Origin of the sequence: Brevibacillus sp. 7WMA2 (assembly GCF_010748895.1) — a bacterium.
Taxonomy (GTDB): domain Bacteria; phylum Bacillota; class Bacilli; order Brevibacillales; family Brevibacillaceae; genus Brevibacillus_B; species Brevibacillus_B halotolerans.
The window spans coordinates 4,210,340-4,234,574 of the sequence record NZ_CP048799.1; the positions used below are offsets into that span (position 1 = coordinate 4,210,340).

The window sequence follows — 24,235 nt, forward strand, 5'->3', positions numbered from 1 at the left end:
GCCGCGGGTGAAACAGGGGGCGATTCTACTCTCATGATTAAACTAACAAACATTGTAAAGGTTTTTAAAAGTCGCTTTGGAACCTTTACGGCCCTAAATGGTGTCGATTTGACAATCCAGCAGGGAGATATTTATGGCATCATTGGATACAGTGGAGCTGGAAAATCAACGCTAGTCCGTATGATTAACCTACTAGAATCGCCAACAAGTGGTGAGGTTACTGTGGGTGACACACATCTCCATCATTTAACGCCAAGAGAATTACGTAAGGCAAGACGCAAGATCGGTATGGTTTTTCAACACTTTAATCTGCTGTGGTCGCGGACAATAGCAGACAATGTAGCATTGCCATTGGAGATTGCGGGCGTGCCAAAGTCACAGCATCAAGCAAAGGTAAAAGAATTATTAGAATTGGTAGGGTTGTCAGATAAAGCAGATATGTATCCATCTCAATTATCTGGCGGTCAAAAGCAACGTGTAGGTATTGCTCGTGCATTGGCCAATCAGCCTGATGTGCTGTTGTGTGACGAAGCAACATCAGCTCTGGATCCGAAGACAACCGATTCTATCTTGGAATTATTACAAGATATTAATCGCAAACTAGGGTTAACCATTATTTTAATCACGCATGAGATGCATGTGATCGAAAAAATTTGTGATAAGGTAGCTGTAATGGAAAGCGGGCGAATTATTGAAGCGGGTGATGTCGTAGAAGTCTTCTCCCATCCTAAAACAACTACAACCAAAGAATTCCTAAGTCAAGTATCTGGTAATGATCAGCTATCTGCTGAATTTTTGGATGGCTTGGGACCGGGTGCAGTCCTGCGTCTAACCTTCTTGGGTGGTTCTGCTAGTCAATCTATCATTAGTCAGTTAGTCAGTGAGGTTGGGGTACAGGCAAATATTTTACAGGGACAGATTAAGCGTTTAAAAGATGTTGCCTTTGGTACTCTATACATTCAGATTCCAGGTGATATTGATGCCGAATCAAATGCTATTGCCTACCTAAAGAAGAGTGGCATTATTGTTGATGTCATTCGAGGTGCAGAAGGAGGTAATCGCTGATGAATGATTTCTTGCTAACTTATTTACCGAACGTCGTTAAATTCTGGGATTTAATTCAGAAGGCCATTTGGGAAACAGGTTACATGGTCTTGTTTTCATTACTATTTGCGGCACTTATTGGTATACCATTAGGCATTTTACTCGTTGTGACAAGCAAAGGACATCTAAAGCCGATGCCAGCTTTATATCAATTACTTAGTTTTATTGTGAATATCTTTCGATCGATTCCTTATATTGTATTAATTATTATCCTTATCCCAGTCACGCGCGTACTCATACAGACTTCAATCGGACCTAACGCGGCGATTCTCAGTCTTGTTGTTGGATCAGCACCGTTTATTGCCCGCTTGGTGGAAACCTCCATTCGTGAAGTAAATCGAGGCGTGATTGAAGCGGCGCAATCCATGGGTGCTAGCAACTGGCAAATTATCTATAAAATCTTGATTCCAGAGTCGCTTCCAGGTATTGTCTCAGGTATTACGGTTACTGCTGTTAGCCTGGTAGGATATACAGCGATGGCAGGTGTCGTAGGTGCGGGTGGCCTAGGAGCGATGGCATTCAACTATGGCTTTAATGGGTTTAAGCCAGATATCATGCTGGTTACGACTGTCTTGCTGATTATTCTTGTCCAAATCATTCAGATGATTGGTGACGCGATTGCGCGGAAGCTGGATCATCGTTGATTATAATGCATGAAAATAGGGGGGTAAAAGGATGAAAAAGATTTTTTCTACACTAGCGATTGGGGTATTAGCTTTAAGCTTGGCGGCGTGCGGTGCTGGTAATAAAACCGATAATAGCACAGCTACACCACAGGAAGGACAACCAGTCACACTAAAGGTGGGAGCAACGGCTGTTCCTCATGCGGAGATTTTAAATGAAGTGGTTAAACCGATGCTACAGAAGGAGAATATTAATCTTGATGTTGTCCTGTTCCAAGACTTTGTCATGCCTAACACTCAGCTTGCTGAGAAGGAATTAGATGCGAACTATTTTCAGCACATTCCTTGGTTAGAGAAAACGAATAAAGAAAAAGGGTTAGACCTTACGTATGTAGCAGGCATTCACATTGAGCCAATGGGAATTTACTCTAATAAAACTAAAGCTTACAAGGATTTAGCAGCTCTTCCGCAGGGCGCAGTAGTAGCAATTACGAATGCTTCTGCAGAGCAAGGCCGTATTCTTGTCCTTCTTGAAAAAGCGGGTCTGTTAAAATTAAAGGATGGAGTGGCTACCAATGGCACTGTAGCTGACATCGTTGAGAAAAAAATAGAATTAAAAGAGCTAGAACCAGCGATGCTGCCACGTGCAATTGACGATCCGGGTATTGATGCAGCCGTGATTAACTCTAACTTTGCGATGGAAGCTGGATTAAAACCAACAGAGAACTCTATTTATATCGAAGAGGGTAAAGATAACCCAAATGTAAATGTATTGGCGACTCGTCAAGACAATAAAGATAGTGAAGTAATTAAAAAGCTTGCTAAAGCTATGACTTCCCCTGAAGTGAAAGACTTCATTGATAAGAAGTATAATGGTGCTGTAGTGTTTGTAGGACAGCTTAAATAACAATGTCGAAAAAACTGTCGAATAAAATCGGCAGTTTTTTCGTTGAAATGAGCATAGAGGATATAAAAAAAGATGACCCAGGATTTTCTCTAGGTCATCTTTTTGTGCTCATTAGACGGAAGGGTTACGATACCTGACGGGTTACATTGCGGGTTATTTTTCTTTGCCGATTCCATGACCAGATGACAATGCCAAATGGGAGCAACGTTAAAAGAAGTAAGAGAATACCATCCACGAATTGCCAGGAGAGGATAGGGTATTGTAAGAAATCAGTCGTAATTCGGCGAATAATCTCGATTGACTGGAGCAAAAAGAAATTGAAGAAGAAGTAAAGCGCAAAACAAAAGCCCAGCAAAAAGAAAATAGAGTACCAGCGGATCACCTTTTTTTCTCGCATATCTACAGAGTCCCATGTCTCTTGTTCGTCAGGCGTCCATTTTCGGTAAAATTTACGTAGAAATAGTTGTGTATTATCAAATAAATTATTACAGCCAAAAAAGGTAGTAAAGACATAATAAATATCCGTTCGCATAAAGAACATGAATTGAAAGCCCAGAGCCATTAAGAAATTCAAGTTCATTAATTTAATAAAGGGGAGTAGAAAATCAGATAGCAGGATGACTCCTACATCATTAGCGTACAGAAGCCAGACACCCATACTAAAAAAGAGGGCATCTCCAGCCATCCCCGCCAGATAGGCTGTATAACGCTTATTGGGTTCCACTAGCACGATGTCTGACATATTTGTTTCTGCCACAGGAAAGAATAGGCGATGGCTAAAACCGATTCGGCTTCCTACCCCAAGAGAACGCACAGCAGTTAAGTGGGCTGTCTCATGGATGAACAAAAACAGATAGTTAACAACAACTGCTAGCAAAAGAGAAGTGGTCAAGGATGGCGAGCTAAAAATATCGGTAAACACGGGAAAATATTCATGATGAACTAAGAGAAGAGTAACAGCAGATAAAAAGCAGGCAATAGAGAAAGAGAAGGTACATTTATTAAATAATACTTTCCCAACACGTTCGGATATCCATGGTAAATGATCGACGCGTATCTCTTTTTCATTTACGACTACTCCATCTACTGTGTATACAAATTGATATTCGTTAATCAGATCGAGTGCAAAATCGCGAACATCAACAGGCTCACCAAAGCGCTTTTCCATTTCTTCAGCTACCTGAATGATGGTTTGCCCCTGATCTAGCATCTCAATGATTTCGACTGCGAAGGTAGGCAGCATGATATATTCACTTTTATCGGGTCGACCAATTATGGTTTCTTCTTCATTGACCTGACGTTTTTGTAAGGGATGCATACGCAGCTTACTGGTATTTGTTAATTTCATTCGTTCGTTCCTCCGTTAGCTAAGCACTTCTTCGGCTGATTGCTTCAGCGAGAAGATAGAAAGTGTTCGATTTCCTTCACCGCAGGTCGGGCAATCCAGCTCTTTTCTTTCCGTTTCGGAAATGATTTTTGTTTCATAAGTTAAGAAGTTGATCGACACGAATTTTCCCTGAGATTGAACTTGGCTTGTACCTGTGAGAATTTTGCATGCTTCAGAAGCAATAATTCCTGTAATAATGGATAAATTCGGAGCAATAGTAGCTGTAGGAAGATGATATCCTGAATCCACCAAATATCTGAGATCCTGTTCATATTGATCTGGGTTTTGATCATAGTGATACAGATGGAAACAATCCAAGCAAGGCGTTTTTTTAGGGGAAATATGATAAAAGGTTCCTTCTGTTACATTAACTCCACCTGCAATATAAGGGATTTCTAATTCAACGCATGCTGTGTTTACCCATCTTTGAATGAAGAAAAAAGGGGTATCAGCAGCTAAAATAACAAGATCACTATCTGCTATAAGCTCCTTAACATCGTCAACAGAGGAGATTTTCTTCCGAATGGTTTCTACTGACATGCTTGAATTGCGTTCTGTAACAAATTCCTCCGCTACTTCGATTTTTAACCGCCCGATATCACTTTCTTTAAATAATAATTGGCGATTTAAATTACTCAGCTCCACACGGTCAAAATCTGCAATTCGGACATTTGTAACACCCAGACCAGCAAAGCTAGAGAGAAGAGTAGAGCCAAAGGCCCCTGATCCAAGAATAGTTACTTTCTTTTGCAGCAAATCTTCTTGAATCTTACTAGGAGGATTGTCTATATCCGAATAAATCGAAAAGAAGCGAAGATTTGCCCGATACCGATCCTTTTGAGCCGTTGAGAGAGAAGTTGTTTCTTCCCAGGTCTGATCTTCAAGATAACCCAGAGAGTTCAGGGCAGTAATCGCCTCTGTTAACTCCTCAAATGTGACCTCTGGATGCTTGCTGACTAGCTCCTGGTGTATCTGCTTACTAGTGCGGGTACCATCAAGTAGCTGAAGTAATGTTTTTATAGACCCCGTTTCATCGGGAATATGATTGAGGAAGCCAGATACTTGTCCAATTTGGAGAGTGTCAGAGCCAATTTCGATAATAGGGTGGATTTCTTTTAAGATAGGTTTTTGTTCCATACAATACATCTCCTTATAGGTATAGAAACGACGATAAGAGTAGCGTAACAACGATCCATAATCCACTTGCAATCATAAACAGGAATAAAACAAATAATTGTCAGAATTATCTAACGTAGATTGTATCGTTTCGTTAAGCGTATTTCAACATAAATTTACAATTTTCAGTCATTTACTTGAAACTGTATAAAGGACTGCTTTTTTCATTCATGTCATTCAGGATGTCTCATGTTGGTGGTCCCAAAGTTCGTAAGAAAACGAAAACGGTTCACAAGGATACTTATAGGAGAAAAGGATAAAACTAGGAGTAGAACAAAATGTTTTGGCACCTAACCGGAATCGATTTTTGCAATTTGACAGAATTACCGAATTGCAAAACTATTTCATTTTTAGTAAATTAGAACCATAAAAACCTATTACAGTAATTTTTAGTTCTGTATTACCAAAAATACACTTTATTTTTATTTATTTATCTTGATAATTAATAAAAAATAATTAAATGTAAAAGAAAATTATATTATATTATTCTGAAAAAGAGTATAGTAAAGCAAATGAGAAAGAAAAAAGGGGGACACAAAAAGATGAAAAAGAATATCTTTGTACTAATGAGTTCCGTTTTGGTTTTGGGCGCAGCTTTAGCAGGATGTGGAGGTAACACAAGCACATCAGCACCGGCAGCTACTGATGCGTCGAAACAAGAAGCTTCAAAAGGTGAGAAGAAGGTATTGCGTTTGAACATGCATACTGAACCACCAACAGCAGACCCTGGGATTGCGGAGGACACCACTTCTGGTGCAGTGATCCGTGCAATCTTTGATGGCTTGACTCGTACCGACAGCGAAGGAAAACCACAGCCATCCGTAGCTGAAAAAATTGATGTTTCAACTGATGGCAAGAAATATACCTTCCATTTAAGAGATGCTAAATGGAGCAACGGCGAGCCGCTGACAGCGCACGATTTTGAATTTGCTTGGAAGCGTGCATTAGATCCAGCGACAGCATCCAACTATGCTTACCAACTGTATTACATTAAAGGTGGGGAAGCATTTCACACAGGAAAAGGTAAAAAAGAGGATATAGGTGTTAAAGCGACTGACGATAAGACCTTGGAAGTAGAATTGGAAAACCCAACACCATTCTTCCTGGAGCTTACTAGCTTCTATACGTATTATCCTGTAAATAAAAAGCTGGTTGAATCCAACAAGGATTGGGCTAAAGAAGCTAAGACCATCGTTGGTAACGGACCATTTAAAATGACGAACTGGGAACATAAGAGCAAAATGACTCTTGAGAAAAATGAACACTACTGGGATGCCGATGTTGTAAAAATCGACAAGCTTGAATTCTCTATGGTAGAGGATGAAAATACCGAGCTTTCCATGTATGATAACGGTGAGTTGGATTGGGCAGGTAACCCTCTAAGCAATATTCCGTTGGATTCAATTCCTGCTCTGCAACAAAATAATACTTTGATTACAAAGGCAAAAGCATCTATTTATTGGTATAAAATGAACACGGAGAAACCTCCATTTAATAACGCCAAAATCCGTAAAGCATTTGCCTATGCTGTAAATCGTGATGCGATCGTTAAGAACGTAACACAGTCCGGACAAATTCCAGCAATGGGAATGCTACCACCTACTATGGCATTTAAAAAAGAGGGTTACTTTAAAGATAATAATGTAGACGAAGCTAAAAAGCTCTTAGCAGAGGGTATGAAAGAAATGGGCTGGGATAAGCTGCCTCCAGTTATGATTTCAATCAACACCTCTGAAAATCATAAAAAAATTGCAGAAGCTGTTCAAGACCAATGGAAAAAAGGTCTGGGCGTTGATGTGAAGATAGAGAATTCCGAGTGGAAGGTATACTTGGATAAACTACACCAAGGTAACTACCAAATCGGACGTATGGGCTGGAATGCTGACTTTAACGATCCAATTAACTATATTGAGTTGTTCCGTGATAAAAAGGGTGGAAACAACGATACTAACTGGGAAAATGCTGAATACAAACGACTTGTGAACGAGTCTCAAAAAGAGCTAGACAAAGCAAAACGTGATGCGTTATTACAAAAGGCAGAGGAAATCTTCATGGACGAACTGCCAGTTATCCCAGTCTACTTCTACACTGATTCTTGGGTGCAAAATCCTAAGCTGAAGGGTGTAAGCTTCGATGCTATGGGTAACATTGACTGGAAATGGGCAGATTTAGAACAATAAGATTACTAGAAATCAGATGGATAAAAGAGGGGCAAATGATGCTCCTCTTTATTTTTTTGAACATATAAATGTAAATTTTGTAACATAAATTAAAATTAATTTTCGTTATAAAAGTGTTTGTTACCGAAAAAAACAAGGTATATTTAATTCTATATATCTTTTTTTAGGGGGCATAATACACATGAATAAAAGCGTTTTTGCAGCTGTAAGCTCCATTTTAGTTCTTAGTACAGCATTGGCCGGCTGTGGTGGCAATGCAGCCTCTGAGAATAAAACAGGAGCGGCTAGTGGTACTCATGAGCAAGTCCTACGTGTGAATCTGCATTCTGAACCACCTACTGCGGACCCTGGCCTTGCGGATGACAATGCTTCCTCTGCCATTTTGAGAGCGACTTTTGATGGCTTGATGCGCTCAGGTAAAGACGGGGACATAACAAAATCTGTAGCGAAAGATTATAAAATTTCTGAAGATGGCAAAACTTATACATTTACTTTACGCGATTCACTATGGTCTAACGGTGAAAAATTAACAGCAAAAGATTTCGAATATGCCTGGAAACGTGTACTAAATCCGAAAACAGCGGCTTCTTATGCCTATCAATTGTATTATTTGAAAAATGCAGAAGCTTATAACAAAGGGCAAGCCAAGGCTGAGGATGTTGGTGTAAAAGCGCTTGATGAGCACACGCTTGAAGTCACCTTGAACAATCCAACTCCGTTCTTCCTAGAGCTAACAGCATTCTATACGCTTTATCCTGTAAATGAAAAAGTTGTAACATCTAGCGAAAAATGGGCAGGAGAGGCAAGTACGCATGTTGGTAACGGACCGTTTAAAATGGAATCCTGGAAGCACAAAAACGAAATCGTTCTTGTGAAAAATGATAATTACTGGGATAAAGATAACGTAAAATTGGAAAAAATCGTCTATCAAATGATTGATGATGAAAATACAGAGCTGTCCATGTTTGAAAATGGAGACCTTGATTGGGCAGGTCAGCCTAATGGTATGCTGCCAATTGATGCAATCGCTCATAACATGGCATCCGGCAAATTGCATGTTCAGCCAAAAGCAGGTATCTATTGGTACAAATTTAATACGGAGAAGGCACCGTTTAATAATGTAAAAATCCGTAAAGCATTTGCATATGCAATTGATCGCAAAACAATTACAGATAACATTACACAATCTGGCCAAACCCCTGCTACTAATCTGCTGCCTCCAACTATGGCTTTAGCAAAAGAGGGTTTCTTTAAAGATGGCGATGTAGATACAGCGAAAAAGCTTCTTGCTGAAGGTATGAAGGAAGAGGGGTTAACGAAGCTTCCACCAATTGAAATTTCCTTTAATACTGCGGAAAAGCATAAGAAGATTGCGGAAGCGATTCAAGATCAATGGAAAAAGGCTTTTGATATTGACGTGAAGCTGACTAACAAAGAATGGAAAGTATTTATTGATGACCTACACAGAGGTAACTACCAAGTAGGTCGCAATGGCTGGAATGCCGATTACAATGATCCAATTAGCTTCTTACAGATCTATAAAGATAAAACTGGTGGAAACAACGATACCAAATGGGAAAATGCAAAATACAAAGAACTGTTAAATAAAGCTGATGCTGAAACAAACCCAGAGGTACGCAAAGGGTATTTAGCAGATGCAGAGAAAATTATTATTGATGAAATGCCAGTTATTCCGATCTACTTTGATTCCAATGTTTGGCTACAAAATGACAACCTCAAAGGTGCTGTTGTAGATGCTATGGGTAATGTAGATTTCAAGTGGTCTTCTTTTGAATAAACGTTAAAAACCAAATAAATGGTAACAGAAAAAAGCAGAGTTCCAGAGGGAATTCTGTTTTTTTCGTTTTGATAGGACAAATGACCAAGCGAGTTTACCATCTATTTCATAGAGTAAAGAGAACGATGATATCAGGGGAGGATGATTATGGACTGGGGAAAAATTTTGAAATTGGCGGCGACAGTTGACAAGAATAAATTAAAAACGGAATCAGGAATTCGTGAGGTTATCAAGGATTTAGCAAGTAGATCAGGTAAAGATTTATCAAAAAGGGACTTGGACAATTATACAGAGCAAGTAAAGAAACTTATGCAGAAAAAAGACATTGGCAGCATGCTGGATCAATTGAAGAAAAAGGGCCTAGACCAAAGTGATTTAGACAGAATCAAAAAAGGGATGAAGTAAAGGAGAGGGTTGTCATTTCAAAGAAGACACCACTAAAACGTCGAAACTCAACCCAAAGCAATCAACTAAGGATGCTATCCACAATTCAGCAAAACCAACATGCACATGTTCAACAAGAAATGGCCCATCTCCGAAGAGAAATTCAAGAAATAAAGATGATGTTAGGAAGGCTACGACCTGTCGAGCCAGAACGTAAACGGCTTAGCTTTAGTCTTTTTCCTAGGAGAGGGAAGCCGCCAGAGCCTGTCATTGTGCAAGAACCACCCAAACCAAGTCCCGGAATTAATTTGGAGCAAGTGCTACCGTTGCTCCCCCAGCTATCTTCCATAATGCCGGAAATTAGCAAAGTGATGCCAAAGATATCGAAATCTAAGATGAAGGATACCATGCAGATTCTTTCTAATCCTGCCGTAGCTAATGTAATCCAACAGATATTAGGCAACCTCCAAACAAATAACTTACCTATTCCAGTTAAATATGAGACAAAAAAACGGTAACGAAAATGGTTTATAAAAACCAAAAAGATAAAAGTGAATTTTGTAAAAAAGATTACGGTGAAAAGCTGCCCCCATGTCTTTAACTTGAGGGGGCAGTTTTTTTTACTGTTATACGGCTAATAATGAACCACTAGCCCAATTGTTTTGCTATTATAAATTATCGTCACTTGAAGCTAGTGTGAGGATTTTTAGTACCAAAAGCCTAAAAACTTTTCTCATCAAGTAACGTCTAAAGTAATGAACAGCAAGATAGGGGAGGAGAAATTTTGAAAAAGTTTGTTTTAGGCTTGGTTGCCTTGAGTAGTTTTATTTGGATGGCGCCTCAAGCAATAGATGCCGCAGGACAGTCGACACAGGGCAATATACAATTACGGATCGAGGGTAGGAGCGTTAATGCGGAAGTTCCTCCGCTCATCTCTAACGGACGCACCCTTGTCCCTGTTCGCGTTATTGCAGAGGGCTTGGGAGCAAAAATTGATTGGAACCAACAGGAGCGAAAGGCTAAGATTACGAAAGATAATCGAGAGGTAATTTTGCAGTTAAGCAGCAAGAAAGCCTACATAAACGGGAAAGCACAGACCTTAGAGGCCACGCCCGAGCTCATTAATAATCGGATGCTACTACCGCTGCGATTTGTGGGGGAAGCATTAGGAGCGACGGTAGGATGGGATAATGACAGCCGGACCGTAATTGTCAACCAACCTGTTCAGACGCAAATTAATGGACAATCTTTACCGGCTACTGAGAAAGTATATCACTGGGAGGATAAGGTTTTATTACCAGTGAAGACGATTGCAGACAGATTGGGAGTTTCCCAAGACGAGCTGACTGCCAAGGCCAGCTTGAAGAAAGTAATTGATTCGACGACCGTTATATCCTTACAAGATATAACAGACAGTATCGGAACAGATGTAGCCGAATGGGACGAAAAGCGCAATGAAGTGGTTATTACTCGCATGAACAGATTGACAGATATTGAGCCACAGGATGAAAGTGTTCAGATTCAAACCAGATATAAGGTATCGCCAACTGTGTCAGTCTTACAAAATCCCTATCGGATTGTCATGGATTTCCCGGAAATGGAACTATCCAATAAAATGCGTGACGAGGAAAACAAAGAGATAGTGATTGATCAAAGGAAAGAGAGCAGTTCCTCCAATTATTCCTCCTCTAATATGGATAGTCCAGAAAAATTGGAGCTAAGTGATGGAGATTCCAATGATGCATCCATTAGCGCAGTCAGCCAACAAACTCAGCCGCTTATCCGATCGATTCGATACAGCCAATATCAGGACAATCCTAAAACGGTCAGAGTTGTAGTGGAATTGAATCGCTCAAGTAAATATCAGCTAGTGTCGACAAATGATGGTGTAAAGCTGCAATTACAAGCTAAACCGCAAAAAACGGGGTATCTCATTGTTGTAGATGCGGGGCATGGTGGTCATGATGTAGGAGCTAAAGGAACGGTCGGCAACTATGAAAAGGATTTTACTTTATCTGTAGCTAATCGTCTAGTTGAATACCTAAAACAGCATAAAGAATTTCAAGTCATCGCAACCCGCAGCACCGATACGTATTTGACGCTAAAGGAGCGTACAGATATAGCCAATGAGATAGATGCTGATGTATTTATCTCCGTACATGCCAACTCCTTTAATCCGGAAACGCGCGGAACCGAAACCTATTATTACAATCAGAATAGCTTGGATTTAGCGCGTGTGGTTCATAAGCACCTATTGGCGGCCACTCAATTCCCTGATCGGAAAGTGAAACAAAACAACTTTTATGTTGTAAAGAACACGAAAATGCCTGCTGTATTAACAGAAACAGGATTTCTCACGAATCAAATCGAAAATACTCAATTAATGTCCCCACAGTTTCAAGATAAAGTAGCAAAATCATTAGCAGATGCGATCTTTGAGTATTACCAAACCTACTAAGGAAACGAAAGGAAGGTGTGAGATGAAACGAATAGCTCTTATCATGTGTGCCCTTCTAGCCTTACTAGTGGCTGCATGCAATAACAATTCTACGCCAGTGGAACCATCTAAAGATGCCAAGACAGAACAACCTGTGAAGGAAACACAACAGCTAACTCTTACCCTTTACTATGCAGACAATGATCTAACCAAGCTAATAGAAGAGAAGCAGCAGATTACAGCGCCTGCATCTGACAAGGACAAGTATGCAAAGGCAATGGAATTGCTGGGGAAACCATCCAAGCCAGAACATAATGCACTGTGGAAAGATTTTGGTTACCACTCCATTACGTTTGAAAACGGTACGTTAACCATTGATGCTAAGGGGACAAACCAATATAATATGGGCTCTAGTGGTGAAGCCTTTGCTATTGATGCATTGAAACAAACCATGTTTCAGTTCCCAGAGGTTATGAAAATCGTTGTTTTAGTAGATGGGAAAAAGACAGAATCCCTCATGGGGCATGTTAGCATTGATGAACCATTAACTCGTTCTACACCCTAACAGAACGAACCTGAATAGAATATGAGGTAGAAACAAAAAAACGGTGTGTCTAGCATGACGCACCGTTTTTCGTTTTATATGAGTCGGCTTGTACACATAGCTGATTTCTAGGTACGTTGACGGTCGCTCCCAAAAAACTTGATAGCATAAATTCCGGAAATACCAATAATCGTGTAAATAATACGACTTAAAGTAGAGTTCATACCCCCAAACAAGGTGGCAACCACATCAAGTTGGAATAAGCCAACTAGCCCCCAGTTGATAGCACCGATAATAACAAGAAGCAATACTAATTTATCCATGCCCCTACTCACTCCTTTCTTTATAAGTAGTTTCATGATTTCCTTTTCAAATTTAGATTATTCATGCTGGCTTTGACCCAAAAGGAAAGCCCGCTGTTTCTTGTACACCTTTAAAAAAAATTTACATAAATCTCATACAGGCTTCATGTCTGTCGTGTAATCTGTGAATACAAGCAAGGAGAGGAGCGAAGTTCTTGAGCATGATTAAGGTGCAAGACCTGCATGTCTATTACGGATTAACACATGCTTTAAAGCATATTGAAATGGAGATTGAACCAAAATCAATTACCGCTTTAATCGGTCCTTCCGGCTGTGGGAAATCAACCTTTTTACGGACAATTAACCGCATGAATGATATGATTCCGCAAGTGAAAATCACCGGAAGCATTCAGATTGCAGGTAAAAATATATATGATGCCAATTGGGATGTGGAGCAATTACGTAAGCAAGTCGGAATGGTGTTTCAAAAGCCTACTCCTTTTCCAAAAAGCATTTATGAAAACATTGTATATGGTCCGAAATTACATGGGATTCGAGATAAGAAGCAACTAGAGGAATTGGTTGAGGCTAGCTTGAGGCAGGCAGCCTTGTGGGAAGAGGTAAAGGATAGTTTGCATAAACCCGCCCATGGTTTATCAGGTGGACAGCAGCAACGCTTATGTATTGCACGGGCTCTAGCCGTAGAACCAGAGATCATCTTGTTGGATGAACCGACATCTGCCCTCGACCCTATTGCTACAGCTAAAATAGAGGAGCTGTTGATACAATTAAAGGAAAGCTATACGTTGGTGATGGTAACGCATAACATGCAACAAGCTGCTCGTATTTCTGATAAAACAGCATTCTTTTTACAAGGTGAATGCATTGAAATGAACCAAACCACTGAGGTGTTTGAGAATCCTAAAGATCAACGCCTGAAGGACTATATCTCCGGCCGTTTTGGCTGATTATGAGATACAGCTATACCCCCCTTTATTTTGAAGAGCGGCTAAAGCCGTTCTTTTTTTTCTCCAATTCAAGTGTAACTGTAAAAATCGTGTTATTACTCAGAGAAATCAAAACCTTGGATTCCAATTTTCACTATCCATATAGTATACTTGGTGAAGAAAGTTTATACAAAGGTGGGAAGAATATGGAGACCACAGATATGATTCAAATGATGGTGCTTGCTGACTTATTCAAACTACTCGGTGACAAGACGAGATTAACCATTATGGCTTTGTTACAAGTTCAATCTCTATGTGTACGTGATTTGGTAGAAATTTTACAAGCTTCTCAGCCATCCGTTTCCCAACATTTAGCGAAACTCAAAGGACAAGGATTGGTAAAGGAAGAACGCCGTGGGGCCTGGGTATTTTACTCCCTAAACAACGAGGCTGCTCCAGTTATGAAGATCATTCTTGAGCATTTGCCTGATGTTAAGCCACTTGTTGAAAAGCAACAGCGTGTTACCTTAAGCAGTTAGATAGAGAAGACCATCATACGAAAAGGAGTGCTAGTAAAGGCTCCTTTTTTGTATATTCATACGGAAATGACGAAGATATTCCGGGTAAAATATTCGATTTAAATGATCGTTTAAAAGTTCATTTTGAGATATACCTGTTAAAATAAGGTGTGGATACGCTCTCTTGATTACGCACAAATTATATGTGTCATCAAGGGAGGTGAGATATCCATGAGAAACAAACAACAAGATTTGAACAATGCTGCTCGTGCTGCTGCACAACGAAATACAGCAACTGAGTTTGCAAGTGAAACAAATGCTGCTCAAGTACAAAGACAAAATCAAGCTTCTGCTGCTCGTGCTGCTGCACAACAAAATACAGCAACTGAGTTCGCAAGTGAAACAAACGCAGTTCAAAATCAAGCTTCTGCTGCTCGTGCTGCTGCACAACAAAATACAGCGACTGAGTTCGCAAGCGAAACGAACGTAGCTCAAGTGCAAAAGCAGAACCGAGTTTCTGCTGCTCGCGCTGCTCAACAAAACAACGCTACTAAATAATAGGTTTCGCGAAAGACCTTCACCCCTGGGGTGAGGGTCTTTTTAGATTTTTGCAGGCTATCCAAGACAAACTCTAACTTGTCTGCATATTGGGATGAGAAGGCTCATAGATATATAACGCATAGAGCAGGAGGGGAAACTGTTAGCTCTACAGACTTTACTAAAGTTCTGTTAGCGCAGGAATATTTGCGGAATGTGCAAGATTCAGTCGGCTTGTAGAATATGTTGACTGGAGCTGGCTGGATAGCTATCTGACAAATTTCCTAGGAAATAGACAGTCAAGCCCTTCATTGTCGAAACTAGACAAGGGGAGTTGAGGTAATGAAACGTAGAGCTTTAGGTTTAGTCATGCTATTGGTGCTCTCGTTGCTCGTGACGGGATGCTTCGGGACAAAGACACCAGAGGATGTAGTGAATGAATTAGGAGGGAAGATGGACAAAATTACCGGTTACAAGACCAATGCAGTGTTAACTCTGCAAACCGGTACCACACCACAAGAATATGATGTGGAGGTCTGGTATTCTAAACAAAATAATTATCGTGTAGCTCTCACATCTAAACAGCGCAACATTACACAAATTATTTTACGTAATGATGAAGGTGTTTTTGTCTTAACTCCACATCTGAAAAAAAGCTTCCGTTTTCAAAGTGGATGGCCAGAAAACAATGGACCTCTCTACTTATATGAAACGTTGGTTAACAGTATTGTAAATGATGCTGATCGTAAATTGAAAATGGATGATAAGGAGTATGTCTTTGAAGTAAAAGCGAACTACAGTGGCAATCGTTCCTTTAGCAAGCAAAAAATTTGGATGAGCAATGATTTGAGACCAACGAGAGCCGAGATTATGGACAATAATATGAATAAGCTGGTAGAAATTAATTTCACTGAGTTCAACTTTAACCCTGAATTTCCGAAGGACGCGTTCGATAAAGATAAGAACATGACTAGTGCCCTCCCTTCTGTTCCTACTATGGGTCAAACTGAAACAGGTGTGAAGAAGCCTACGAGCCAATTTGGGGTTATACAGCCAACTTATGTACCAGCAGGAATTAAACTAAACAACATTGAACCAGTGACTCATAATAATGAGAAGAGCGTATTGTTACAATATAAAGGAGAGTACAACTACTCCTTGATGGAAAGCCGCCCAACGGCTGCTACCGTTTCTTATGAACAAGGAATGCCTGTAGATCTTGGTTTTACCATTGGTGTTCTGTATCAGACTGCTGAAGAAAAACGCATTCTTAAATGGGAGCTGGATGGTGTCGAATTCACACTCTCTGGGGACTTGCCTGAAGATGAAATGCTAAAAGTAGCACAATCTACTTATGGTGTAGGCGGTAAATAAAGCATCGCAGCTACAAGAGGCGAAGTGTCTTCGTCTCTTTTTCTATGTATCATGAGGAAAGAAGAGTATATGTACGAACTAGAGACATTACTTGCCCACTCAAGCAGTATATAATCGGCAAATATAGACAAATTTTTCTGACAGTTCATGTTGCTTCATTGACAGGCTCCCCAAAAAAACGGTAAGATACGTAACGAGTTATTTATAAGGGGTGATTCAACTCAGATGAAACATGAATATGGTGAGGTACTTTATCATGAAAAAGCGACCTATTCAGATTTATTCTTACGTAAGGATGCTAAAATGCGAATTATGGAAACGGTACTTTTTGTGATAATCATGATTTTGCTGTCGAATTTTTTTGGTGATCGGGATAGCACAGTATTTAAAGTAATCGCCATAGCAAGTGCTGTAGCACTGGTGGGCTTGGCTCCGTTCTTTTATAAGTGGAGACTTCGACCAACTTACACTGTGACGAAATCTCATCTCATTATCAATATTCGTGGACAGGAAACAGCGTATCCACTGACGCAAGTAGAGCCGATTATTGAAGGGAGACATATGTATCGTATTAACGGAAAACGTATGCCCCTCATGATATCTCATAAATTTCTAGCTCATTTAAACGAGAGACTACATGTTATTAACAGAAAGAATAAGAGGCGATAATTCATGAAGCCATATGCCCGCGATACATGGATAGAAGTTGATCTGGATGCGATTGCGGCTAATGTCTCTGCCCTGCGCCAACATATCCCTGCCCACTCAGAAATAATGGCAGTAGTTAAAGCGGATGGATATGGTCATGGTTCAGAATATACGGCCAGAGAAGCACTTGCGCATGGAGCTACCAGACTGGCGGTAGCTGCTTTAGACGAGGCGCTTGTGCTGCGACGAGCAGGTATTACAGCACCGATCCTTGTTTTAGGTTATACCCCCGTAGATGCTATGCAAACCGCTGTAGAAGAGAATATTCAATTGACCGTTTATCATCTTCAGTGGCTGCAAGATGCTGCCCGTCTTTTGGTAGGCAGTTCTAAAAAGTTGGAGATTCATGTCAAAGTTGATACAGGTATGGGACGCATCGGGGTAAGTGATGAAAAAGAATTACTGGAGCTTATCCATACGATAACTACAAATGATTCCATGCGTTGGGTTGGAATATTCACGCACTTTGCTTGCGCAGATGAGGAAGACACTACACATGTAAAAGGACAGCACACCTTATTTCAGGAACGTCTGAAAGCTGTTGAGCAAGCAGGCTATAAGCTTCCTCTCATTCATTGCAATAATACGGCTGCAGCTATTGTTTTTCCAGAATGGAGTTATGATTTGATTCGATTGGGCATAGGCTTATACGGATTGTATCCTTCCGACTTCATAAAACAACAGCATGTACTTGATCTAAAACCAGCTCTCAGCTTAAAAACCCGAATTTCCCATGTGAAAAATATGCCCCCGCATTCCACAATCAGCTATGGAGCCACCTATACAACCACCGATCAAGAACAGATAGCCACTGTGCCAATCGGATATGGTGATGGCTTTCCCCGTTTATTGTCTAATCGAGGTGTCGCCTTATGTCATGGCAAACGAGAGCCTATTGTAGGCAGAGTGTGTATGGACCAAACCATTCTTCATATTCACTCAGGAGATGCCCAGGTGGGGGACGAAGTGGTTTTGTACGGAAAACAAGGGAATGAAGAAATTACGCTCGATGAGATAGCCGAGTGTTTGGGAACAATCAATTATGAAGTAACATGTATGCTCAATTATCGCATTCCTCGCGTTTACTTACGAAATGGGAAAATTGTCGGTATCTGTCATGGAATTGCCAATAAATTCTTGGAAGAATATCGAAAAATGGCAGGAATTTAGCGGAAAAGATCGAATACCTTTTAAGGTGGGCATCATGCATCGGTGAAAAGCATCAAAAAGGTATATTTTTGCATATGGTTCGACATAATGGTACTGATAAGATCAGAAGAGAACGGAAAGCGTTCGAGAACAGAGGGTACGGTCATGGCTGGAGGTGGATTTGTCTTGTCTAAAAGCAATACAAAACGTATCATGATCAGTTTGCCGCAACATTTATTGCAAGAGGTAGACGGCGTCGTGCAGAAAGAGAGATCAAACCGAAGTGAATTGATTCGTCAAGCGATGAGTCTCTACCTCAAGGAACGAAAAAAACGCTTTATACGAGAAACAATGCAACGTGGCTATTTGGAAATGGCTAAAATCAATCTCAATATGGCATCGGAGGCTTTTGAAGCAGAAGAGGAAGCCGATCTTACCTTAGACCGCTTAGTTAGCGGGGTGTAGTATGTGAATGTTAAACGTGGCGATGTATTTTTCGCGGACCTTTCCCCTGTGGTTGGCTCCGAGCAAGGTGGAGTTAGACCGGTATTAGTTATACAAAACGATATTGGAAATCGATTTAGTCCGACGGTTATCGTCGCTGCGATCACTGCTCAGATTCAAAAGGCAAAGCTGCCTACGCATGTGGAAATCGATGCAAAAACATATGGGTTTGATCGTGACTCTGTCATCTTATTGGAACAAATAAGAACCATTGATAAGCAAAGGTTGACTGATAAAATCACTCATCTAGACGATGAGATGATGGAAAGAGTGAATGAATCACTTCAGATCAGCCTCGGATTAATAGATTTTTAATAACGGATGAAAAAAGGATCTTTCGCGATTAAAGGCGAAGGGTCCTTTTTTCATCAAGAGTAGATTTCAGAGCTGGAAGTCTCTTTATTACAACGTAGATCCTTACAAAATCTAGGGGAAACCCTGTCCTCCAGCCTAGGTAAACTTGTAAACGAAACCTCAGGGGGCTATCATACTAGTTAGATGTAAAAAGATTGAGAACTTCTGTAAACCTTGGGAGGATAGGTACATGGATGTTAAACAAATGGCTGCCACCCTTGCACGAGAACTAGGTGTAGGTGTTCAGCAGGTCGTACACACAATAACCTTACTTGATGAAGGAAATACCGTTCCATTTATTTCTCGCTATCGAAAAGAAATGACTGGTCAATTAGACGAGACACAAATACGGACTATTGAAGAACGTGTACGTTACTTACGAAATTTAATTGTCAGAAAAGAAGAGGTTCTTCGTTTAATTGAGGAGCAAGGAAAGCTAACAGAAGAATTATCAATCGCAATTCAAAAAGCCACCAAGCTTCAGGAGGTGGAGGATCTTTATCGTCCTTATAAGCAAAAACGCCGTACACGTGCTACGATTGCCAAAGAAAAAGGATTAGAGCCTCTTGCCGCTTATATACTGTCCTTACCGCAGACAGGTGATCCTTCCTCAGAAGCTAGTCGTTATATAGACACCGAAAAAGGTGTTGAAACAGCAGAAGATGCCTTGCAGGGGGCAATGGATATTATTGCTGAACAAATCTCCGATGATGCAGAATATCGGAAATGGATTCGTGAAAAAACGTTCATGAAAGCTATCCTGCTCACGGAGCAAAAGGAAAAAGAAGAAGACGGAAAAAATGTTTATGAAATGTATTATAGTTACTCCGAGCCGGTCAAAAAAGTGGTTCCTCATCGCGTTCTGGCCATCAATCGTGGTGAAAAGGAAGGGATTCTTAAGGTTTCTTTAGAAACGCCTGGGGAGGATATCATTGCATTTCTACAAAGAAAAATACTAACCCAGAAGACGGTCGTTGAGGATGCAATCAAGCAAACAATTGAGGATAGCTACAAGCGTTTAATTGCTCCTTCTATTGAACGTGAGGTAAGGAATGAATTGACAGAGGTAGCTGAGGAGAGAGCGATTCACATCTTTGCTGAGAATTTACGCAACTTGCTGCTTCAGCCTCCGTTTAAAGGAAAAGTGGTATTGGGTGTTGACCCTGCGTTTCGTACTGGCTGTAAGCTTGCCGTGGTGGATGATACGGGTAAAAAGCTTTACATAAATGTGATTTATCCAACGCCACCAGTAAGCAAAGTCAAAGAAGCTAGTGAAACCGTGAAAAAAATTATTGATGAATATCAGGTAGATGTAGTTGCAATCGGGAACGGTACAGCTTCTAGGGAGACTGAACAGTTTATCGCTGATGTATTAAAAGAAGCAAAGCGTGATGTCTCCTATATCATTGTGAATGAAGCAGGAGCATCTGTGTATTCGGCGTCAGCGTTAGCGAAGGAAGAGTTTCCTGAATTGGATGTAGCAGAAAGAAGTGCTATTTCTATCGCTCGCCGTTTACAAGATCCGCTGGCTGAATTGGTAAAAATTGATCCAAAATCAGTGGGTGTTGGACAGTATCAGCATGATGTATCGCAAACTCGTTTAGCGGAAAGTCTTGAATTCGTGGTATCATCAGCAGTTAATCACGTCGGAGTGGATGTGAATACAGCTTCTGCTTCTTTGCTTCAATATGTATCCGGAGTAAACAAGCAAGTAGCATCAAATATTGTGAAACTTCGTGAAGAGAATGGGAAATTTTCAAACCGATCCCAATTAAAAAAGGTACCTCGGTTGGGTGCTAAAACCTATGAGCAATGCATCGGCTTCTTGCGTGTTATGGACGGAGAGAACTCTCTTGATCGTACTCCTATTCATCCAGAGTCATATGAGGTTACGTACAAGCTGTTAACACATTTACAAATCCAGCCTGAGGAAATTGGCAGTGAGGCTTGTAAGAAGCAGGTCATGAATATTTCTTTGCCACAAATGGCAGCAGAGCTTGAGATTGGTGAACCAACCTTAAAAGATATTGTAGATAGCCTTTTACGCCCAGGACGTGATCCGCGTGATGAGCTGCCTAAGCCGCTGTTAAGTAAAGATGTTTTGAAAATAACAGACCTGAGCAAGGGAATGAAGATGCAGGGTACGATTCGCAATGTGGTTGATTTTGGTGCATTTGTTGATATCGGGCTAAAAAATGATGGGCTGATCCATATTTCTCAGTTGAAAAAGGGATTCGTAAAACATCCTCTTGATGTTGTAGCAGTTGGAGATATCGTTGATGTCTGGGTAATGGATATTGACGAGAAACGTCAGCGGGTTGGTATGACCATGATTTCTCCCGAAGAATAGTGCCAATCATTATTTTGTAAAAGAGCAGGTTTTTTTACTAGTTAATGTCTCTAAGCGGACAAAAAGCCGTCCTATTCCTCAGGGCGGCTACTTTGCTTTTCTAAATATAGAAACCAACAGCTGTTTAGCAATCGAATTTGTCTTACATCCTTCCCAAAGAAGGCGCGTTGTAGCTGTTTACGCATCCATTGTGGCATAAAAAATACCTCCTGCGCTTTCTTACTGGCATTGTATGCAGGAAGAAAGGTGAAGGTACCTGTCTGTATAGGTCATTACCTAATTCTAATGTCTGGGTACAAGATAGCATTCTATTCGTCTTCTGCTAACCCTTCTAATTGTGCTTGCAGAGCGCGAATTTCGGTTAATAAGGAACGGAGGGGGTACTCTGTTTCATTCAAACAGGAAAAGCTGGACTCTAATTCATTCAGATAGGAAAGACCATCTACAATCTTTAGTTCTTTTGAAAGAAGTTCAAGATCACTACATTCGCATAGCATATACGGTAATTCGGGTCTAGTGACTACGGTTAATTTGTTATGTTCTTTTTGTAGCCGTTTAAGCAGGGCTAAAAGCTGATACATATGTGATGACGGCATTTGTACAAAAAAAAGCTCGCTCTTCTTTTGCAAAAGTAGGTAGCGCATGAAAGCCTCCATCTGTAAATTGACTTGCGTTCATGCACAAGTGTAGCGTATCCTTCAAGCAGAATTCAAGAGATTTTGTTATAGTAAGTACAGTCGGAAAGACTAGGGGGAGACGTGTGTGAACGATAAGGAATTGCAAAAACTAGTGGAAGAGATATCGGTAGGTGATTTTGCCAAGCCGTTTCGTCATCATGCTCGTTTTAACTCACGTTTGCGCACGACTGGTGGTAGATATTTATTGCGTTCGCATGATCTTGAGTTTAATCCCCTTCATCTTCAAGAACATGGTAAGGAAGAACTGATTGGTATCATTAAGCATGAACTATGCCATTATCACCTTCATCTGGAAGGAAAGGGCTATCGACATCGTGATCCGGATTTTATTCAATTATTACAGCAGGTAGGTGGAGCAAGATACTGCTCCAGACTTAGCAGACAAAAAATCGTGCTGCCATATCGCTATCAACTAATCTGCACGGACTGTGGATTTTCGTATAAAAGAAAGAGAAAGATTAACCTAGCTCGCTATGTGTGTGGCAGGTGTCGAGGTAAATTACGTATCGAGCCCTTGTCACAGGGATAGGAACCCGCCTTTACATGCCATTTTCGACAGGGCTATAATAAAAAGAATGGAGGAATGGCAAGGCAATGACGTATGAATTTGAATTTACTAGTCAGCAAGCGACCCAGGAATTCGCAGAAAAACTAGCTCAGCTTTTGATGCCAGGGGATTTCTTGGCGTTGGAAGGGGATTTGGGGGCTGGTAAAACCACGTTTACACAAGGATTGGCACGGGGACTCGGGGTGAAACGTGTGGTCAATAGTCCAACCTTTACAATTATTAAAGAGTATGCTGGACGTTTGCCGCTTTATCATATGGATGTATACCGGGTCGCTGATCAGGTGGATGATTTAGGGCTTGATGAGTATTTTTATGGTGAAGGTGTTTGTGTTGTAGAATGGGCCTCTTTAATCCCGGATCATGTACCGGAGGATCGAATGACGATTCATTTGCTTCAACAAGGAGAGAATGTTCGCCTATGCCGACTTGAGGTAGTAGGAAAACGAAGTGAACAGGTAGGTAAGGAGATTGATCAACATGTGCGTGCTGGCAATTGATACCTCCAATCTCGTGCTTAGCGTCGCTGTGGTCGATGATTCACGAGTGCGGGGAGAATGGACAAGTAATTTAAATAAAAATCATTCCGTCACAGTAATGGACGGGATATCCACGCTGCTAGATGAACTAAATATTGACCCGGCAGAATTGACAGGAATTGCTGTAGCAAAGGGACCTGGTTCTTACACAGGAGTTCGGATTGGGGTAGCTACGGCGAAAAGCATGGCTTGGTCTCTTGGGATTCCTGTGATTGGTATCTCTAGCCTAGAAGCGGTAGGAATGAATGCTCTTTCTTTTACAGGAGGAATTGTCCCGCTCTTTGATGCAAGGCGAGGTCAAGTATACACAGGCCTGTATCGAAGCAAGGATTGTCAGACGCTAGACGCTTTGCTTCCTGAACGAATTATATTGCTTACAGATTGGTTGGATCTGCTCCAACAAGAAACATCTGGTGAGCCCTTGCTATTTTTAGGAGAAGATTTGGACAAACATCGTGACGTCATTAGCGATGTGCTGGGAGAAAAGGCGATGTTTGCAACCCCTGCCTTCAATCATCCAAGAGCAGCACCCTTGGCATGGACGGGGCTTCAACAGTTGAAGGAAGGAAAGGGCATTCCTGCGCATGACTTAGTACCTGAGTATCTACAATTGGCAGAAGCGGAAGCCAAATGGATAGCGAAACAGGAAAAGTAGGGATATTACATGAGTGAGACACTATCAAAGCAGATAGAATTTCGTTACATGACATTAGATGATGTGGAAAGAATTGCTGAGCTAGAGCGTATTTGTTTTCCGACTCCCTGGCCATTAGAAGCCTTTATTAATGAATTAACCATTAATCCGAATGCAAAATATATAGTAGCCATACTAGACGGACAGGTTGTAGGGTATTGTGGAATGTGGCTGATTATTGACGAGGCTCATATCACCAATATTTGTATTCATCCCGATGTACGTGGTCAAAGGGTAGGATTACGGCTCATGAAACAGATGATGGCCCTTGCGATGGTGCTGGGCGGCGAAAAAATGACCTTGGAAGTGCGCCCTTCTAATGAAGTAGCTCGGAACTTATACACAAAATTAGGTTTTGAAGAACACGGAAGACGAAAACGATATTATTCCGATAATAACGAAGATGCCATTATTATGTGGGTGAATTTACGTGAAGAGTAATCGACAATCTCGCTA

The 24,235-nt window shown here is 40.9% G+C and carries 27 protein-coding genes; 22 read left to right on the forward strand and 5 right to left on the reverse strand.

From position 1 onward, the window contains the following. The first annotated feature begins 33 nt into the window (after positions 1-33). The 3 genes from GOP56_RS18010 to GOP56_RS18020 are packed head-to-tail and all read left to right on the forward strand — an operon-like array spanning position 34 to position 2,634. Positions 34-1,065 carry a methionine ABC transporter ATP-binding protein gene (locus GOP56_RS18010; RefSeq protein ID WP_035319065.1) on the forward strand — a complete coding sequence of 344 codons (1,032 nt, stop codon included), beginning with the start codon at positions 34-36 and terminating at the stop codon, positions 1,063-1,065. After that, a complete protein-coding gene (locus GOP56_RS18015; protein ID WP_003333555.1) occupies positions 1,065-1,748 on the forward strand; it encodes a methionine ABC transporter permease in 684 nt (227 codons plus the stop codon). The genes GOP56_RS18010 and GOP56_RS18015 overlap by 1 nt, the downstream gene beginning before the upstream one ends. A 31-nt stretch (positions 1,749-1,779) precedes the next feature. Beyond that, a complete protein-coding gene (locus GOP56_RS18020; protein WP_163246205.1) occupies positions 1,780-2,634 on the forward strand; it encodes a MetQ/NlpA family ABC transporter substrate-binding protein in 855 nt (284 codons plus the stop codon). A 124-nt stretch (positions 2,635-2,758) separates the two neighbouring features. On the opposite strand, the gene GOP56_RS18025 is transcribed toward GOP56_RS18020, so the two are convergent. Next, positions 2,759-3,982, reverse strand: coding sequence for a PqqD family protein (locus GOP56_RS18025; RefSeq protein ID WP_163246206.1), 1,224 nt, complete (start codon positions 3,980-3,982; stop codon positions 2,759-2,761). 15 nt (positions 3,983-3,997) lie between these two features. Next, entirely contained in the window at positions 3,998-5,158 is a 1,161-nt protein-coding gene (locus GOP56_RS18030; protein WP_163246207.1) for a HesA/MoeB/ThiF family protein, read from the reverse strand. A gap of 581 nt (positions 5,159-5,739) precedes the next feature. On the opposite strand from GOP56_RS18030, the gene GOP56_RS18035 reads away from it, so the two are divergent. The 6 genes from GOP56_RS18035 (at position 5,740) to GOP56_RS18060 (ending at position 12,561) form a co-directional block, all read left to right on the forward strand. Further along, positions 5,740-7,377 carry a peptide ABC transporter substrate-binding protein gene (locus tag GOP56_RS18035; RefSeq protein WP_163246208.1) on the forward strand — a complete coding sequence of 546 codons (1,638 nt, stop codon included), beginning with the start codon at positions 5,740-5,742 and terminating at the stop codon, positions 7,375-7,377. Between the two features lie 181 nt (positions 7,378-7,558). Next, positions 7,559-9,175, forward strand: coding sequence for a peptide ABC transporter substrate-binding protein (locus GOP56_RS18040; protein ID WP_163246209.1), 1,617 nt, complete (start codon positions 7,559-7,561; stop codon positions 9,173-9,175). A gap of 147 nt (positions 9,176-9,322) precedes the next feature. Continuing rightward, entirely contained in the window at positions 9,323-9,580 is a 258-nt protein-coding gene (locus GOP56_RS18045) for a stage VI sporulation protein F (protein ID WP_003333548.1), read from the forward strand. A 71-nt stretch (positions 9,581-9,651) separates the two neighbouring features. Next, entirely contained in the window at positions 9,652-10,077 is a 426-nt protein-coding gene (locus GOP56_RS18050; RefSeq protein WP_035319063.1) for a hypothetical protein, read from the forward strand. Positions 10,078-10,343: 266 nt separating this feature from the next. Continuing rightward, positions 10,344-12,017 (forward strand): N-acetylmuramoyl-L-alanine amidase family protein, encoded by a 1,674-nt coding sequence (locus tag GOP56_RS18055; RefSeq protein ID WP_163246210.1) that lies wholly within the window; start codon positions 10,344-10,346, stop codon positions 12,015-12,017. 22 nt (positions 12,018-12,039) lie between these two features. Then, positions 12,040-12,561, forward strand: a complete 522-nt coding sequence (locus tag GOP56_RS18060) for a GerMN domain-containing protein (RefSeq protein ID WP_003344815.1) — start codon at positions 12,040-12,042, stop codon at positions 12,559-12,561. A 107-nt stretch (positions 12,562-12,668) separates the two neighbouring features. Here GOP56_RS18060 and GOP56_RS18065 read toward each other — a convergent pair whose 3' ends face one another. Continuing rightward, positions 12,669-12,863 carry a DUF378 domain-containing protein gene (locus tag GOP56_RS18065; RefSeq protein ID WP_003333543.1) on the reverse strand — a complete coding sequence of 65 codons (195 nt, stop codon included), beginning with the start codon at positions 12,861-12,863 and terminating at the stop codon, positions 12,669-12,671. 194 nt (positions 12,864-13,057) lie between these two features. Here GOP56_RS18065 and pstB point away from each other — a divergent pair, with 194 nt between their 5' ends. The 9 genes from pstB (at position 13,058) to GOP56_RS18110 (ending at position 21,283) form a co-directional block, all read left to right on the forward strand. After that, a complete protein-coding gene (pstB, locus tag GOP56_RS18070; protein WP_035319060.1) occupies positions 13,058-13,810 on the forward strand; it encodes a phosphate ABC transporter ATP-binding protein PstB in 753 nt (250 codons plus the stop codon). 185 nt (positions 13,811-13,995) lie between these two features. Continuing rightward, positions 13,996-14,328, forward strand: a complete 333-nt coding sequence (locus GOP56_RS18075; protein ID WP_003333541.1) for an ArsR/SmtB family transcription factor — start codon at positions 13,996-13,998, stop codon at positions 14,326-14,328. Between the two features lie 210 nt (positions 14,329-14,538). After that, positions 14,539-14,865 (forward strand): gamma-type small acid-soluble spore protein, encoded by a 327-nt coding sequence (locus tag GOP56_RS18080; RefSeq protein WP_121473327.1) that lies wholly within the window; start codon positions 14,539-14,541, stop codon positions 14,863-14,865. A gap of 321 nt (positions 14,866-15,186) precedes the next feature. Continuing rightward, positions 15,187-16,218 carry a DUF4367 domain-containing protein gene (locus tag GOP56_RS18085; protein ID WP_003333538.1) on the forward strand — a complete coding sequence of 344 codons (1,032 nt, stop codon included), beginning with the start codon at positions 15,187-15,189 and terminating at the stop codon, positions 16,216-16,218. 225 nt (positions 16,219-16,443) lie between these two features. Then, a complete protein-coding gene (locus tag GOP56_RS18090; protein WP_163246211.1) occupies positions 16,444-16,887 on the forward strand; it encodes a hypothetical protein in 444 nt (147 codons plus the stop codon). Positions 16,888-16,890: 3 nt separating this feature from the next. After that, positions 16,891-18,096, forward strand: a complete 1,206-nt coding sequence (alr, locus tag GOP56_RS18095) for an alanine racemase (RefSeq protein WP_163246212.1) — start codon at positions 16,891-16,893, stop codon at positions 18,094-18,096. A gap of 144 nt (positions 18,097-18,240) precedes the next feature. Continuing rightward, on the forward strand, positions 18,241-18,540 hold the full coding sequence (locus GOP56_RS18100; RefSeq protein WP_003333535.1) for a CopG family ribbon-helix-helix protein: 300 nt from the start codon (positions 18,241-18,243) through the stop codon (positions 18,538-18,540). A gap of 3 nt (positions 18,541-18,543) precedes the next feature. Then, on the forward strand, positions 18,544-18,894 hold the full coding sequence (locus GOP56_RS18105) for a type II toxin-antitoxin system PemK/MazF family toxin (protein ID WP_003333534.1): 351 nt from the start codon (positions 18,544-18,546) through the stop codon (positions 18,892-18,894). A 229-nt stretch (positions 18,895-19,123) separates the two neighbouring features. Continuing rightward, a complete protein-coding gene (locus GOP56_RS18110; protein ID WP_163246213.1) occupies positions 19,124-21,283 on the forward strand; it encodes a Tex family protein in 2,160 nt (719 codons plus the stop codon). A gap of 71 nt (positions 21,284-21,354) precedes the next feature. Here the strand turns inward: GOP56_RS18110 and cmpA are convergent, their stop codons facing one another. Both cmpA and GOP56_RS18120 read right to left on the reverse strand, forming a co-directional pair. Beyond that, positions 21,355-21,480, reverse strand: coding sequence for a cortex morphogenetic protein CmpA (cmpA, locus tag GOP56_RS18115; protein ID WP_003333532.1), 126 nt, complete (start codon positions 21,478-21,480; stop codon positions 21,355-21,357). A 111-nt stretch (positions 21,481-21,591) separates the two neighbouring features. Beyond that, positions 21,592-21,927 carry a hypothetical protein gene (locus GOP56_RS18120; protein WP_022586369.1) on the reverse strand — a complete coding sequence of 112 codons (336 nt, stop codon included), beginning with the start codon at positions 21,925-21,927 and terminating at the stop codon, positions 21,592-21,594. A gap of 118 nt (positions 21,928-22,045) precedes the next feature. Here GOP56_RS18120 and GOP56_RS18125 point away from each other — a divergent pair, with 118 nt between their 5' ends. The 4 genes from GOP56_RS18125 to rimI all read left to right on the forward strand — a co-directional run bounded on the left by GOP56_RS18125 (position 22,046) and on the right by rimI (position 24,220). Next, positions 22,046-22,510, forward strand: a complete 465-nt coding sequence (locus tag GOP56_RS18125) for a SprT family protein (protein WP_003333530.1) — start codon at positions 22,046-22,048, stop codon at positions 22,508-22,510. A gap of 65 nt (positions 22,511-22,575) precedes the next feature. Next, entirely contained in the window at positions 22,576-23,046 is a 471-nt protein-coding gene (gene tsaE / locus GOP56_RS18130) for a tRNA (adenosine(37)-N6)-threonylcarbamoyltransferase complex ATPase subunit type 1 TsaE (protein WP_064019190.1), read from the forward strand. Next, complete coding sequence (tsaB, locus tag GOP56_RS18135; protein WP_163246214.1) at positions 23,027-23,740, forward strand: tRNA (adenosine(37)-N6)-threonylcarbamoyltransferase complex dimerization subunit type 1 TsaB; 714 nt, start codon at positions 23,027-23,029, stop codon at positions 23,738-23,740. Before tsaE ends, tsaB begins: the two co-directional genes overlap by 20 nt. 9 nt (positions 23,741-23,749) lie before the next feature. Continuing rightward, positions 23,750-24,220 (forward strand): ribosomal protein S18-alanine N-acetyltransferase, encoded by a 471-nt coding sequence (rimI, locus tag GOP56_RS18140; protein WP_035319058.1) that lies wholly within the window; start codon positions 23,750-23,752, stop codon positions 24,218-24,220. Positions 24,221-24,235 lie beyond the last annotated feature (15 nt).

Excerpts from the sequence above, each read along its gene's own strand:
- GOP56_RS18010 (WP_035319065.1), top strand. The coding sequence starts at position 34 with ATGATTAAACTAACAAACATTGTAAAGGTTTTTAAAAGTCGCTTTGGA.
- GOP56_RS18015 (WP_003333555.1), top strand. The coding sequence starts at position 1,065 with ATGAATGATTTCTTGCTAACTTATTTACCGAACGTCGTTAAATTCTGG.
- GOP56_RS18020 (WP_163246205.1), top strand. The coding sequence starts at position 1,780 with ATGAAAAAGATTTTTTCTACACTAGCGATTGGGGTATTAGCTTTAAGC.
- GOP56_RS18025 (WP_163246206.1), bottom strand. The coding sequence starts at position 3,982 with ATGAAATTAACAAATACCAGTAAGCTGCGTATGCATCCCTTACAAAAA.
- GOP56_RS18030 (WP_163246207.1), bottom strand. The coding sequence starts at position 5,158 with ATGGAACAAAAACCTATCTTAAAAGAAATCCACCCTATTATCGAAATT.
- GOP56_RS18035 (WP_163246208.1), top strand. The coding sequence starts at position 5,740 with ATGAAAAAGAATATCTTTGTACTAATGAGTTCCGTTTTGGTTTTGGGC.
- GOP56_RS18040 (WP_163246209.1), top strand. The coding sequence starts at position 7,559 with ATGAATAAAAGCGTTTTTGCAGCTGTAAGCTCCATTTTAGTTCTTAGT.
- GOP56_RS18045 (WP_003333548.1), top strand. The coding sequence starts at position 9,323 with ATGGACTGGGGAAAAATTTTGAAATTGGCGGCGACAGTTGACAAGAAT.
- GOP56_RS18050 (WP_035319063.1), top strand. The coding sequence starts at position 9,652 with ATGCTATCCACAATTCAGCAAAACCAACATGCACATGTTCAACAAGAA.
- GOP56_RS18060 (WP_003344815.1), top strand. The coding sequence starts at position 12,040 with ATGAAACGAATAGCTCTTATCATGTGTGCCCTTCTAGCCTTACTAGTG.
- GOP56_RS18065 (WP_003333543.1), bottom strand. The coding sequence starts at position 12,863 with ATGGATAAATTAGTATTGCTTCTTGTTATTATCGGTGCTATCAACTGG.
- GOP56_RS18075 (WP_003333541.1), top strand. The coding sequence starts at position 13,996 with ATGGAGACCACAGATATGATTCAAATGATGGTGCTTGCTGACTTATTC.
- GOP56_RS18080 (WP_121473327.1), top strand. The coding sequence starts at position 14,539 with ATGAGAAACAAACAACAAGATTTGAACAATGCTGCTCGTGCTGCTGCA.
- GOP56_RS18085 (WP_003333538.1), top strand. The coding sequence starts at position 15,187 with ATGAAACGTAGAGCTTTAGGTTTAGTCATGCTATTGGTGCTCTCGTTG.
- GOP56_RS18090 (WP_163246211.1), top strand. The coding sequence starts at position 16,444 with ATGAAACATGAATATGGTGAGGTACTTTATCATGAAAAAGCGACCTAT.
- alr (WP_163246212.1), top strand. The coding sequence starts at position 16,891 with ATGAAGCCATATGCCCGCGATACATGGATAGAAGTTGATCTGGATGCG.
- GOP56_RS18100 (WP_003333535.1), top strand. The coding sequence starts at position 18,241 with ATGGCTGGAGGTGGATTTGTCTTGTCTAAAAGCAATACAAAACGTATC.
- GOP56_RS18110 (WP_163246213.1), top strand. The coding sequence starts at position 19,124 with ATGGATGTTAAACAAATGGCTGCCACCCTTGCACGAGAACTAGGTGTA.
- cmpA (WP_003333532.1), bottom strand. The coding sequence starts at position 21,480 with ATGCCACAATGGATGCGTAAACAGCTACAACGCGCCTTCTTTGGGAAG.
- GOP56_RS18120 (WP_022586369.1), bottom strand. The coding sequence starts at position 21,927 with ATGCGCTACCTACTTTTGCAAAAGAAGAGCGAGCTTTTTTTTGTACAA.
- tsaE (WP_064019190.1), top strand. The coding sequence starts at position 22,576 with ATGACGTATGAATTTGAATTTACTAGTCAGCAAGCGACCCAGGAATTC.
- tsaB (WP_163246214.1), top strand. The coding sequence starts at position 23,027 with ATGTGCGTGCTGGCAATTGATACCTCCAATCTCGTGCTTAGCGTCGCT.
- rimI (WP_035319058.1), top strand. The coding sequence starts at position 23,750 with ATGAGTGAGACACTATCAAAGCAGATAGAATTTCGTTACATGACATTA.